Source organism: Paenibacillus suaedae (assembly GCF_032337355.1).
Taxonomy (GTDB): domain Bacteria; phylum Bacillota; class Bacilli; order Paenibacillales; family Paenibacillaceae; genus Paenibacillus_B; species Paenibacillus_B suaedae.
The window spans coordinates 369,967-382,260 of record NZ_JAVYAA010000005.1 but is presented as its reverse complement, the minus strand read 5'-3'; the positions used below and the strand labels follow the sequence as shown (position 1 = coordinate 382,260).

The window sequence follows — 12,294 nt, the reverse complement described above, 5'->3', positions numbered from 1 at the left end:
CAATATAGTGTGGACTATGGTAAGATAACTCTTGCTATGGAAAGGTACCCAAGAGGTCCAAGGGGGCTGACTCGAAATCAGCTAGGCGTCGCAAGGCGTGCGTGGGTTCGAATCCCACCCTTTCCGCCACTTATTGGATATGACAACTCCGGAGCTTAGGCTTCGGAGTTTTTTGCATATTATAGGCAAATTTTTGCCGCCTCTGGAGCTGTTGATGACGATGTATGTGTTGTTGTAACAAATGCTGAAATAAATAAGAGAAGGGACTTCGCATACGCGAAATCCCTTCCTGGTTGACGGTGCTTATTCGACTTCTATCTTCACAATTCAGATGGCTTAGGTTTTCATCATATGGAACCATATAAAAATTCCATTACGATAAGTGTGTTACAGATAAATGCTCTACAGCACAACCCCTCGCTTCCCTTATTTCGTAAAGTTAAATGTCTCCACTAGGCTTCTTTGCTCCATTGTTCAACGGAACCCACCTCGCTTCGCACCGTCAGTTGTTATTATGGATCGTTATTGCGGAATTATACATCCGAGAAAAAAATAAAAAGGGTACAGCAAATGAGAAAAGGGATCTCGCTTGCGCGAAATCCCTTCCTGGTTGACGGTGCTTATTCGACTTCTATCTTCACAATGTTCAGATGGCTTAGGCTTCCTACATCACATGGAACCTTTACGGTATCCATATTACGATAAGTGTGTTGCAGACAAATGGTCTTTAGCACAACCCCTCGCTTCTCTTATGTCGTAAAGTTAAATGTCTCCACTAGGCTTCTTCGCTCCATTGTTCAACGGAACCCACCTCGCTTCGCACCGTCAGTTGTTATTATGGATCATTATTGCGTTTCTATACACGGATAATAAAAAAAGTGAAACGATTGAATCAGTGCGTCAAAGCATGGCGCTTTTTCTTCCACTTTCGGTCTTTGTTCGTTGTTTCCGGGAATGTGTCGCCCTTCTTCAACTTAATTTGTTTTGGATCTTGAATTTCGGTATGGAAGCTTTTCTCACCGACTTCCATATAAATGGCATCATTGGGTGCTTTGTCTCCCGGTTCGAATTCTGTTTTCTCGCCCATTGTGTAACCTCCTGAAAGCATGTTGTATAGAGCAGAAGCGTAACGAGATCGCTTGCCTATGTAGTGTGTGCGCAGGGGTATCCCTTAATGAATGGAGAAAAGTGCTTGTATGCGGACACGAAGATGCACTTGCATGTCATCCTTCATTTTGGTACACTAGTTTAGTGCGAGTTTTCTCGCTCCTTGCTTCTGACAAGATCAGAGGCCTGAAGTCCATAAGGAGGTGAACGTGAAATGCGCAAATACGAATTGATGTACATCATTCGTCCTGACGTAGAGCAAGAAGCTGTTCAAACAACAGTCGACAAATTCCAAGGCGTTATCTCTAACGGCGGTGGAGAAATTACGAAGCACGATGTGATGGGTAAGCGTCGTCTTGCTTACGAAATCAAGAAGTTCCGCGATGGCGTGTACGTTCTCGTGAACTTTACTGCAGAACCTGCAGTAGTAGCGGAGTTGGATCGTCAACTTAAGATTTCTGACGAAATCATCCGTCATCTTGTCGTTAGCGACGTGGCTTAATAGCCAAAACTATCGTAAGTTCGTAAAGGATACGTCGAAGGAGGGGATAGCATGTTGAATCGCGTGATATTGATAGGACGTCTTACACGGGACCCTGAATTGCGCTACACTTCATCTGGAGTGGCAGTAACGCAGTTTACGTTAGCGGTTGATCGACCGTTCTCGAGTCAAGGTGGGGAGCGTGAAGCGGACTTTATTCCAGTCGTTACTTGGCGGCAGCTAGCTGAGACATGTGCAAATTATTTGCGCAAGGGTCGGCTTACAGCAGTAGAAGGACGCATTCAAGTGCGCAACTATGACAATAACGAAGGTAAACGTGTATACGTGACTGAAATTATTGCTGATAATGTGCGTTTCTTGGAATCGAACCGTGATAACGGGGGAACACGTGATGATATGGGCGGCGGCAATTACGGTGCACCAGCACCGCAATACAACAATGCTCCAGCACGTGGTGGGAATTCCAATTCTCGCGGACAAGCAGCAGCAGATCCTTTCTCTGATGACGGTAGACCTATCGACATTTCCGATGATGATTTGCCATTCTAAAACGGAAAGGACTGACATGAATGAGCTTTAAGCAAAATGAAGGCGGCGAACGCGAAGGCCGTAAATTCGGTGGCCGTAGAGGTCGTAACAAGCGCCGTAAAGTGTGCTTCTTCACAGTGAACAAAATCACTCACATTGATTATAAAGACATCGACCTGTTGAAGAAATTCATCAGCGAGCGCGGCAAAATCTTGCCACGCCGTGTAACAGGTACAAGCGCGAAGTACCAACGTGCTTTGACGATCGCTGTAAAACGCGCTCGCCAAGTAGCATTGCTTCCTTACACTACGGAGTAATGATGGTGCAGAAGACAGCTGATATCATATCAGCTGTCTTTTTTATGTCTTTTTTAATTTATCGACAGAGGGCGTTTTCGTTACTTCACATCGTGTTCCCCTCTGCGGATTGGATTGAAGCAGGGGTTACAATCGAGCCTGTTAATCCTGTTCCCTTCGCAAGCGGAGCGAATTCACCGCGACAACGGATGCGGAGCCTGAGCTTGATCTAGGCGTTTTAAATACTAGAGGATCGTAAGGGCCTGCCATTAGCACGATTTCCCCAAGAAATACAACGATATCTTCAACCATTTGTTCATGCTACCTCCTCCTGTTGCATAGGATTCATCATGTACAAGTATAGAACATACCATTTCTTTACTTGTGCGGCTAATACAGTAACCCATCCTTTTTTCTAATTTACTATGCCTGTATCCCATTCAAACTTGATTTCGCAAATGAATAAATGCTGCTCCAGTTGGATGGGGGGTTCCGTCTCGAGGCGGATTCCTTCATATGGCTGCAGTGATACAATGGATAGCAGGATAAGGATGAAAATGGATTCGGTACGGAGGTTTAGATCATGAGATGGCACGAACGATTCAGTAAACGTTGGCAGGGACAAGAAATCGACTATCAATGGCCATCCCCACAGCTTCCGATCATTAGCATTCGGAGCAGTGGTGCTAGCCGAGTAGGCCGACACAGTAAGGTCGCAATTGGCCTTATCGCGATTGGGGATATCGCAATCGGTCTCATCGCTGGAGGAATGATAAGTGTTGGTCTGTTTGCATTTGGTGCCATATCCTTAGGACTGCTGGCAGCAGTGGGTGCCATTGCATTCAGTGATTTATTTTCGGTAGGGGCGATTGCGGTTAGCGATTGGCTGTCCATTGGCGCTGTGGCCGTGAGTAGTGTCTTATCCATCGGTGCTGTTGTAATTAGCAACGTGGCATTAGGAGTCGTCGCTATCGGTCAATATGCGTATGGTGTCGTCGCTATAGGCAATCATGGGTTTGGACTCATTCCATTAACGTTAGATGTTGTACGTTGGGTAAAGAGCTGGTTCGGATGATCATTATTCCATATTCTGTGTGAAAACCGTCCAAAAATGGGCGGTTTTTTGGTACTTCTGTCAAAATAGTGATCCGGATCATGAAATCTGTATTTTCCTTTTTGATCGTTTGCATGTAAAATAAAAATATTGTTTCATGCATAATCATCAAAGAAATTTGTCAAAGAGGGTTCTGATTACCGGTCGTTACAAACAGATAAAATCGACCGAGCATGCTCATCCTATATCTGATACAGCTTAACCATAAGGGAACGTGGATATTCCAATAATGGGTTGTGAGGCTGTTCAGTGTTGAATGTGAGCATGTCTTTTACATTCATCGTCACATACTGTTCTAGGTAGGGCCTAAGCGGTGTGAAGCTCATGTTCAACGAATAGAGTAAGTGCACGCTCGCATGATCCAAGCCGCAATTATTATGATTCGAATAAATGAGAAGTAACGATGAGCAGCTAGCATGGCTGGTCTTTTTTGAAAAATCACCATGCGAAACTTTCTAGGGGAATAGGTACTGCTAGTATAGGAAATTCGTGTCGTTCGCACTGGGGCGGGTATCTTTGAGAAGTGAAGCAGGTATGATGTGCTGCCAATTTCGAATTAGAGCGAACCGAAGCTTACACACATGAGGAAAAATGAAACACCGTATGCGTATAGGGAACTCAGATTGACGCGGATAGCTATGCGCAGCATAATGTTTCTCATCTGGTCAATGCGGAAAATGCCTAAGAGCTATACTGAAACAGGTATGGAAGGCAACAAAAATGCTTCTTATATGTATGAAATAAGAACTATCGGTTAGTAAATGGATTTTGGATATGATTGCATCACATAAAGGAAGAAGAGGATTACGAATGAAAAAAAATAAATATAAAAAATGGGGAATCGCCCTGGCAATCATCGCGATTGTTGGTCTTAGCGGATTTATATTCCGCAAGCAGCTAGCGGTTCTGGCCTTCGATATGTTCTTATCCGGGCATGTAGAAGAGACGCTTGATAAGTCTTATAAGCCAATTGAAGGCAAAGAAGAAGTAATTCGCAAAGTGACGGAGCCATTCTCAGTACTACTGCTGGGGGTTGACCAGCGAGGCAAGGAAATTGGACGTTCTGATACCATTATATATTCGGTTGTAAGACCACAAGATAACAAAGTATTGCTGCTGTCGATTCCACGTGATACGTATACGGAAATCATCGGCAAGGGATTTGAAACGAAGCTCAATCACGCTTATGCCTATGGTGGTGCGAAGATGAGCATGGAGTCGGTAGATAATCTGCTCAAGCATAAGGTTGACCATTATGCGACAATTAACTTCGAGGGATTGAAGGATGTCGTCAATGCATTAGATGGCGTTAAACTCCCAATTACGAAGGCGATCGTCAACAAAGATCCCGATCATGAGAAGTTCCGCATAGAGCCGAACAAGCCGATCTATGATGGTCAAGAAGCATTGTACTTCGTACGTTACCGTGAGGATTCGGATATGAACCGTACGATGCGTCACCGCATATTCTTGAACGCGGTTATGCAGCGTGCCATCGAAATGGATAAAATCGGACGCATTCCAGAGCTTATTGAAATTATGGGTGAGAATTTTACAACGGATATGCGACCGAAGTATATGATTGATTTGGCCAAGACGATGTTCACGAATGACGGAGTACCGAGCATTAGCAGCTATATGCTGCATGGTGACGGCAAGATGATTGGCAACGGCTGGTATTACATGGTGAAGGATGAGGATCTGGATTATATTAAGACTTTGCTGGACAACTGGCTGGATCCGAAGACGAGCAAAGAGAATCTAATGGAACCACGCCAAGTGAAAGAAGATTAATGGTATAGAAACCGGAAAGTCAGTCGTATTTATTACGGCTGACTTTTTGTTTTTGTATGCCTAAATGTGTTAATTTATTGTTAGGGAGTTACAGCGATCATCTCGCTGGAGTCGTTTGAGGAGGAGACCTAACGGATGAACATTGCTTTTTTCTTAACACCGAAACATGAGGTTGTTAGTCTTACATTGAATACAACATTGAGACAAACACTCGAACGAATGGAATATCATCGGTACACGGCTGTTCCGATTTTGAATGATGAAGGGGAATATGTAGGAACGGTTACCGAAGGAGACCTGTTATGGCACATGAAAAATTCCAATGGCGCGATTACGTTTGAGAACGCTTCAAAATCCTTGCTGAAAGAAGTTTCGCTGAATATGCATAATAAATCAGTACGAATTGACTCCAATATGGAGGATCTTATTAATTTGGCCAAGGTGCAGAACTTTGTCCCGGTGGTAGATGATATGAACCGTTTTATTGGCATCGTGAGGCGCAGTCAAATTATCGAATATTGCGAGCAGTTCGTCACCAAAGCTATGGACGTGAAGTAATTATGGTATAATGAAAATGACGCCCTTTTCAGAAATATGGAAGATATAGGGATATACCCGCGGAATAAGCGGTCTCGGGGTTTCTTTCCGGGGGAAAAAGATTGAATGCGCAAGAGGTGAACGTATTGAAAAACCGCTGGTCATCGTCTTTATTATGGGCGATTGTAGCGCTCGTATTGTTATTATCCATATTGCAGCCGATACAGGTGTTGACGATGAGTTTTATGGCGGTTCCATTTGTGATGCTGTATGCAACGCAATCAAAGCAGAGATTCGCTCTTATCACTGCTGCCGTGCTTGCCGTCGTCTACTTGTTAATGGGGAAGGCAGGCATGATTGTTGCTGTAACCGCCTTGTACTTTATTATTCCGGGCATTGTCATTGGCCACATGTTTAAAAGCAGAAAGCCTGCACTCAACGTGTTCGTTGCTGGAACCGTGACCTTTCTCGTTGAGTCCCTTGTCCTCTTCGTCGTAGCGAAGTGGGTACTAGACTTCAATGTGTATGAATTTGTGATTGAGATGCTGAACTACGGGATGGTCGGTGTTGAGCAGTCTGCACTATTCCCGACGCAAGTGACAGCAGAAATGAAACAGCAATTTGCGCTTCTCATGAGCAAGATGGTTCCATTTATGATGATTGTGAGTGCGCTGTATATGGGTACGATTACGTACGCTATCAGCCGTCGTCTATTAACCGCGCAAGGACATGATGTGCAGAAGATGAAACCTGTACACCAATGGATGCTTCCGAAGTCTCTTGTCGTGTACTATTTCATCGTTGTGATTCTTGACCTTGTTGGCCCGAAGTCAACGGACAGCTTCTTAACGATGATTGTATTGAACTTGGCGCCGCTCTTGCAGTTGGCATTCGTAGTGCAGGGGATTGCCTTTCTCTTCTTCTTTGCGCACATGAAGAAATGGGGCAAGGTGCTGCCGATTGTCATTACAGTAGCTGCATTGTTCATTCCACTGCTCTATTCACTACTTCGAATTGTAGGATTGGTGGATCTCGTCCTTCCGATGCGGAAGTACCTGTCCAAACCAAAAGTATAGGGTGAGAAGGCATGCCTAAACTATTGTTTCAACGTTGGTATACGAAGCATACAAGCTGGACATTCGTTGTATTGATCGCCATGAGCTTAGTGCTGACCTGGTATAACTGGGGAGTCGGGGTATTGGCATGGATCAGTATTGCAGCGCTCGCTATGGCATCGTTCACGGCAGAACGTAAATTCCGGGAAGAGACGGAGTCGTATTTATCAACGCTTGGATTACGAGTAAAGCGGGCGGGGGAAGAGGCCATCATCGACTTGCCGTATGGCATCCTTTTGTATCGTGAGGATCGTGTCATAGAATGGCATAATCCTTATGTATCTCAGCTAACCGGACAGGATGGGTTAGTTGGAGAGGAATTGGCGGATATCTTCCCGCAGCTTCATATGGGAAAAGAAAAGGATCGCTCCGCTGAATTGTTCATCGGTGGGCGTATCGTACATGCGGATATTGTGCCAGAGGAGCGGGTTGTCTACTTTACGGACATTACTGACCTGTGGAGCTTGCGCAAACGTTATGACGAAGAACGGATAGCAGTCGGAGTCGTCATTATGGATAACTTGGAGGAATCGACCCAAGGGCTGGACGACCAGCAGCGGGCTGCCCTGCTCGCGCGTGTAAATGGACAGATTACGTCCTGGGCAGGCGAGCATGGTGTATTGATGAAGCGGCTGTCCTCTGATCGCCACTTCATGATTATGGATGTGCAGACACTGAAGGCACTGGAGCAGACGAGATTCGTCATTCTTGACGAGGTTCGGGAGACGACGCTTGATAATAAGCTTCCAGTAACACTCAGCATGGGCATTGCAGCTGGCGCAGATAGTATCCCAGAACTGGGTCAGCTGGCACAGTCAAGCTTGGATATTGCACTTGGCCGTGGCGGAGATCAGGTAGCAGTTCGCATGGGACAACGATTATCGTTCTATGGCGGTAAATCGAATGCGGTAGAGAAACGGACTCGGGTTCGCGCACGGGTTATCGCGCACGCGCTTCGAGATTTCATTAAGCAGAGCGACGCTGTGTTCATTATGGGGCACAAGAATCCGGATACGGATTCGATTGGATCGTCGATTGGCGTGCTGAACGCATGCCGAATGCTTGGAATTGAAGCCTATATCGTGCTGGAAGAGAGCAATCCTTCGATCGATCGTCTAGTGGACTATTTGAAGAAGGATGAAATTCTATGGTCAAGGTTTATCTCTCGAGCGGAAGCTATCGAAATGATTACGGAAGCAAGCCTTTTGGTTGTATGTGATACACACAAAGCTTCTATGGTAGAAGAGCCGCGTCTGCTTCAATCGGATCGGATTGTCATTATCGATCATCATCGCCGAGGCGAAGAGTTCATTAATGACGCGGTTCTCGTTTATTTGGAGCCCTATGCATCTTCTACGGCTGAGCTCGTTACGGAATTGCTGCAATATATCCATAATCGGATTAATCTCAGCATGCTGGAGGCAACGGCATTACTGGCAGGGATCACGGTAGACACGAAGTATTTCACGCTGCGAACAGGCTCGCGCACATTCGATGCGGCAAGCTTCCTTCGCAGACAAGGTGCAGACCCATTGCTTATCCAGCGCATCTTAAAAGAAGATCTGGATGAGTATATTCAGAAGGCGGAAGTCATCCGTCACGCACAGATGCTGTATGGACATATTGCGATTGCGGTTACAGAGCCAGGACGAAAATTTTCTCAGTTGCTCATTGCACAGGTAGCTGATACGCTATTAAATATGACCGATGTTCTCGCTTCGTTCGTTATCAGCGAGCGAAATGACGGATTCATTGGGATTAGCGCGCGTTCGCTGGGCCAGATGAATGTACAGGTCGTTATGGAACGGCTGGGCGGCGGCGGACATCTAACGAATGCCGCAGCTCAATTGCAAGGTACGCTTGTTGAGGCAGAAGCGAAGCTGAAGCGCGTGCTGGAAGAAATCGACGCAGAAGAGGGGTTGTTTGAATGAAAGTCATCTTGTTGCAGGATGTAAAAGGACAAGGCAAGAAAGGACAAGTCAAAGAGGTTTCCGAAGGGTACGCTCAAAATTTCCTCATCAAGCAGGGACTGGCTCGTCCGGCGACGGACGGCAATCTTAAGACCCTGGATCAACAGAAGAAGTCGGAAGATAAGCGTAAGGAACAAGAAAAGATAGATGCGGAATTGCTTGCAGCGAAGCTGGGCGAAACAACAGTTGAGTTGAAGGCAAAGGCTGGTGAAGGCGGCCGTCTGTTCGGTGCCATCACATCGAAGCAGATTGCAGAAGCTCTTGCAGGCATGAAGATCAAAATAGATAAGCGTAAAATCGAACTGCATGACCCGATTCGTACGCTGGGATATACGAATGTAGCCGTGAAGCTGCATCCTGAAGTCAAGGCGACGATGAAGGTGCACGTAACGGAGGAATAGAATGAACGAGATGTATGTCGATCGTGTTCCGCCGCAGAACCTGGAGGCTGAGCAGGCCGTTCTCGGTGCGATATTGCTCCACTCCGAAGCGATGATCACGGCGATGGAGCGGATTCAGTCCGAGGACTTCTATAATCCGGCCCATCAGATGATTTATGAGGCAATGATCGATCTGGGCGAAGACAACCAGCCGATTGACCTTGTAACGCTTACAGCGAAGCTGAAGGATAAGCAGCAGTTGGAAGACGTCGGCAGCGTGTCTTATTTGACGAAACTGGCCAATGCGGTGCCAACCGCAGCCAACGTCGATTATTACGCGCAAATTATTGAAGAAAAGTCAATGATGCGACGTCTCATTCGGACTGCCACGCAAATCGCAAGTGAAGGCTATACTGGCGGCGAGGATGTCTCTGGACTGCTTAGCGATGCGGAGCGACGTATCTTAGAAATTTCGAATCGCCGCTCTTCGAGCGGGTTTATCGCGATTAAAGATGTATTGATGGAAGTGTATGATAAAGTCGAGACCTTGAGCCAACAAACAGGCGGGGGGACGACAGGCATTCCGTCAGGCTTCCCGGATCTGGATAAGATGACTTCAGGCTTCCAGCGCAGTGACCTTGTCATTGTAGCGGCCCGTCCATCAGTCGGCAAGACCGCCTTCGCCTTGAACGTAGCCCAGAATGTTGGTGTTCGCGCGAAGGAGACGGTAGCGATATTCAGTCTCGAGATGTCCGCGGCACAACTTGTACAACGTATGGTCTGCGCCGAGTCGAATGTTGATGCAGGACGGCTTCGTACAGGTGCTCTTGAGGATGATGACTGGGAGAAGCTGACGATGTCCATCGCAGCCTTGTCCGAGGCAGAGGTCTACATTGATGATACACCAGGGATAACGGTGGCGGATATCCGTGCCAAGTGTAGACGTCTTAAGAAAGAACATGGTCTTGGCATGATTTTGATCGATTACTTGCAGCTGATTCAAGGACGCGGCAAACCAGGCGAGAACCGTCAGCAGGAAGTATCCGAGATTTCACGTACACTGAAGCAGATAGCCCGTGAGCTTGAGGTACCTGTTATTGCCTTGTCCCAGTTAAGCCGGGGTGTAGAGCAGCGGCAGGATAAGCGTCCGATGATGTCCGACCTTCGGGAATCGGGTTCCATCGAGCAGGATGCTGATATCGTTGCATTTTTGTACCGTGATGATTACTACAATCAGGATACGGAGAAAAAGAATATTATCGAAATTATTATCGCTAAGCAGCGTAATGGTCCAGTAGGTACGGTGGAGTTGGTGTTCTTGAAGAACTTCAACAAATTCGTCAGCTACGAAAGGAATCATCAGGACGCTTCTGCGGGATAATAAGCGTAAAAGAAAGCGAACGTTGTTTTTCCGAACATTTGGTTAAGGTCGGATATCAACGTTCGCTTTTCGTTGACTTTGCACTATTTGACTGATAAACTAGGTATGCTGCTTGGAGCGAAAGCTTAAAAAAGCAGTGAATAACGGTGTGTAAACACCCGCCGGGGGTATGAATATGTCTACAGTAGTCGTCGTAGGAACCCAATGGGGAGACGAGGGGAAAGGGAAAATCACTGACTTCCTCGCCGAAAGCGCCGACGTGGTTGCGCGTTATCAAGGTGGTAACAATGCGGGACACACGATCTTGATTGATAATAAGAAATACAAGCTGAGCCTGATTCCATCCGGTATTTTCTACACAAACAAAATTTGTGTAATCGGTAATGGTATGGTCATCAATCCAAAGGCACTAATCCAAGAGATTGAATATATTCACGAAAATGGTTTCTCTACCGATAATCTTCGCATTAGTGATCGTGCGCATGTCATCATGCCGTATCACATGGTGCTGGACGGTCTGGAGGAAGAGCGCAAAGGCCCGAACAAGATTGGAACGACCCGCAAAGGGATCGGACCTTGTTATATGGATAAAGCAGCTCGCAACGGCATTCGTATTGTCGACTTGCTCGACAAGGATGTATTCGAGAAGAAATTCCGCCACTTGGCAAATGAGAAGAACGAGTTAATCAGAATGTATGGCGGCGAAGAGCTGGATATCGAAGCTACGTTACAGGAATACTTCGAATATGCAGAATTCATTCGCAAGTATGTGGTTGATACCTCGGTTGTACTTAATGATGCAATCGATGACGGCAAGAAGGTATTGTTCGAAGGTGCGCAGGGCGTTATGCTCGATATCGACCAAGGTACGTATCCGTTCGTTACTTCTTCGAACCCAACAGCTGGCGGTGTCTGCATCGGTTCTGGTGTTGGCCCATCCAAGATTGAAGAGGTTATCGGCGTAGCGAAGGCTTATACGACTCGCGTTGGTGATGGTCCGTTCCCAACAGAGCTGAACAATGAGACAGGCGACTTCATCCGCGAAGCTGGCCATGAGTATGGTACAGTAACAGGCCGCGCACGTCGCGTAGGCTGGTTCGACAGTGTCGTCGTACGCCATGCTCGTCGCGTGAGCGGGATTACAGGCTTGTCCCTGAACTCGCTTGATGTATTGACTGGACTAGAGACAGTTAAGATCTGTACGGCTTACAAGTGCGGCGATGAGATTATCGAGCACTATCCAGCAAGCTTGGATATGCTTGCGAAGTGCGAAGCAATTTATGAAGAAATGCCAGGCTGGTCGGAAGACATCACAGGCTGCAAGACGCTTGATGAACTGCCTGAATCAACACGCAACTATGTGAAGCGCGTATCGGAGCTGACAGGCATTCCGATCTCGATCTTCTCCGTTGGCCGCAACCGCGAGCAGACGAATCAAGTGCGTTCTATCTACCGCTAATTGCAGCATGATATAGAAACGAAACGGCTTTTCCTTCGGGAAGAGTCGTTTTTTTTGTACATAATTGGGCATACTAAGCAGTAAATGACTGTGAGCTGGCAAGGATCCCGA

The 12,294-nt window shown here is 46.6% G+C and carries 13 protein-coding genes and 1 tRNA gene; 12 read left to right on the top strand and 2 right to left on the bottom strand.

All coding sequences use genetic code 11. From position 1 onward, the window contains the following. The first annotated feature begins 38 nt into the window (after nt 1–38). A tRNA-Ser gene (locus tag RQP50_RS21185) sits at nt 39–129 on the top strand. Nucleotides 130–892: 763 nt separating this feature from the next. Here RQP50_RS21185 and RQP50_RS21180 read toward each other — a convergent pair. Further along, on the bottom strand, nt 893–1,087 hold the full coding sequence (locus tag RQP50_RS21180; RefSeq protein WP_072730922.1) for a YjzC family protein: 195 nt from the start codon (nt 1,085–1,087) through the stop codon (nt 893–895). Nucleotides 1,088–1,321: 234 nt separating this feature from the next. On the opposite strand from RQP50_RS21180, the gene rpsF reads away from it, so the two are divergent. The 3 genes from rpsF to rpsR are packed head-to-tail and all read left to right on the top strand — an operon-like array spanning nt 1,322 to nt 2,454. Next, complete coding sequence (gene rpsF / locus RQP50_RS21175) at nt 1,322–1,609, top strand: 30S ribosomal protein S6 (protein WP_021257540.1); 288 nt, start codon at nt 1,322–1,324, stop codon at nt 1,607–1,609. Between the two features lie 51 nt (nt 1,610–1,660). After that, nucleotides 1,661–2,158, top strand: coding sequence for a single-stranded DNA-binding protein (ssb, locus tag RQP50_RS21170; protein WP_021257539.1), 498 nt, complete (start codon nt 1,661–1,663; stop codon nt 2,156–2,158). Nucleotides 2,159–2,178: 20 nt separating this feature from the next. Further along, nucleotides 2,179–2,454, top strand: a complete 276-nt coding sequence (gene rpsR, locus RQP50_RS21165) for a 30S ribosomal protein S18 (protein WP_021257538.1) — start codon at nt 2,179–2,181, stop codon at nt 2,452–2,454. A gap of 141 nt (nt 2,455–2,595) precedes the next feature. Here rpsR and RQP50_RS21160 read toward each other — a convergent pair whose 3' ends face one another. Further along, nucleotides 2,596–2,745: a hypothetical protein gene (locus RQP50_RS21160; protein WP_315746662.1), complete on the bottom strand. Its 150-nt coding sequence runs from the start codon at nt 2,743–2,745 to the stop codon at nt 2,596–2,598. Between the two features lie 271 nt (nt 2,746–3,016). Between RQP50_RS21160 and RQP50_RS21155 the strand changes: the two genes are divergently transcribed. The 8 genes from RQP50_RS21155 (at nt 3,017) to RQP50_RS21120 (ending at nt 12,183) form a co-directional block, all read left to right on the top strand. Continuing rightward, complete coding sequence (locus RQP50_RS21155; protein ID WP_021257537.1) at nt 3,017–3,508, top strand: hypothetical protein; 492 nt, start codon at nt 3,017–3,019, stop codon at nt 3,506–3,508. A gap of 849 nt (nt 3,509–4,357) precedes the next feature. After that, nucleotides 4,358–5,341, top strand: coding sequence for an LCP family protein (locus RQP50_RS21150; RefSeq protein WP_072730923.1), 984 nt, complete (start codon nt 4,358–4,360; stop codon nt 5,339–5,341). Nucleotides 5,342–5,476: 135 nt separating this feature from the next. After that, nucleotides 5,477–5,899 (top strand): CBS domain-containing protein, encoded by a 423-nt coding sequence (locus tag RQP50_RS21145; protein WP_021257535.1) that lies wholly within the window; start codon nt 5,477–5,479, stop codon nt 5,897–5,899. A gap of 101 nt (nt 5,900–6,000) precedes the next feature. Further along, nucleotides 6,001–6,954: a YybS family protein gene (locus tag RQP50_RS21140; protein ID WP_227775004.1), complete on the top strand. Its 954-nt coding sequence runs from the start codon at nt 6,001–6,003 to the stop codon at nt 6,952–6,954. 11 nt (nt 6,955–6,965) lie between these two features. After that, nucleotides 6,966–8,924, top strand: a complete 1,959-nt coding sequence (locus RQP50_RS21135) for a DHH family phosphoesterase (protein ID WP_315746661.1) — start codon at nt 6,966–6,968, stop codon at nt 8,922–8,924. Then, nucleotides 8,921–9,364 carry a 50S ribosomal protein L9 gene (rplI, locus tag RQP50_RS21130; RefSeq protein ID WP_315746660.1) on the top strand — a complete coding sequence of 148 codons (444 nt, stop codon included), beginning with the start codon at nt 8,921–8,923 and terminating at the stop codon, nt 9,362–9,364. Before RQP50_RS21135 ends, rplI begins: the two co-directional genes overlap by 4 nt. A 1-nt stretch (nt 9,365) precedes the next feature. Next, complete coding sequence (gene dnaB, locus RQP50_RS21125) at nt 9,366–10,724, top strand: replicative DNA helicase (protein WP_021258393.1); 1,359 nt, start codon at nt 9,366–9,368, stop codon at nt 10,722–10,724. Between the two features lie 175 nt (nt 10,725–10,899). Continuing rightward, complete coding sequence (locus RQP50_RS21120; RefSeq protein WP_028533236.1) at nt 10,900–12,183, top strand: adenylosuccinate synthase; 1,284 nt, start codon at nt 10,900–10,902, stop codon at nt 12,181–12,183. The last annotated feature ends 111 nt before the right edge of the window (nt 12,184–12,294 follow it).

Coding starts and splice junctions, on each gene's coding strand:
- rpsF (WP_021257540.1), top strand. CDS start 1,322: ATGCGCAAATACGAATTGATGTACATCATTCGTCCTGACGTAGAGCAA.
- RQP50_RS21145 (WP_021257535.1), top strand. CDS start 5,477: ATGAACATTGCTTTTTTCTTAACACCGAAACATGAGGTTGTTAGTCTT.
- RQP50_RS21135 (WP_315746661.1), top strand. CDS start 6,966: ATGCCTAAACTATTGTTTCAACGTTGGTATACGAAGCATACAAGCTGG.
- dnaB (WP_021258393.1), top strand. CDS start 9,366: ATGAACGAGATGTATGTCGATCGTGTTCCGCCGCAGAACCTGGAGGCT.
- RQP50_RS21160 (WP_315746662.1), bottom strand. CDS start 2,745: ATGGTTGAAGATATCGTTGTATTTCTTGGGGAAATCGTGCTAATGGCA.
- rpsR (WP_021257538.1), top strand. CDS start 2,179: ATGAGCTTTAAGCAAAATGAAGGCGGCGAACGCGAAGGCCGTAAATTC.
- rplI (WP_315746660.1), top strand. CDS start 8,921: ATGAAAGTCATCTTGTTGCAGGATGTAAAAGGACAAGGCAAGAAAGGA.
- ssb (WP_021257539.1), top strand. CDS start 1,661: ATGTTGAATCGCGTGATATTGATAGGACGTCTTACACGGGACCCTGAA.
- RQP50_RS21120 (WP_028533236.1), top strand. CDS start 10,900: ATGTCTACAGTAGTCGTCGTAGGAACCCAATGGGGAGACGAGGGGAAA.
- RQP50_RS21180 (WP_072730922.1), bottom strand. CDS start 1,087: ATGGGCGAGAAAACAGAATTCGAACCGGGAGACAAAGCACCCAATGAT.
- RQP50_RS21155 (WP_021257537.1), top strand. CDS start 3,017: ATGAGATGGCACGAACGATTCAGTAAACGTTGGCAGGGACAAGAAATC.
- RQP50_RS21150 (WP_072730923.1), top strand. CDS start 4,358: ATGAAAAAAAATAAATATAAAAAATGGGGAATCGCCCTGGCAATCATC.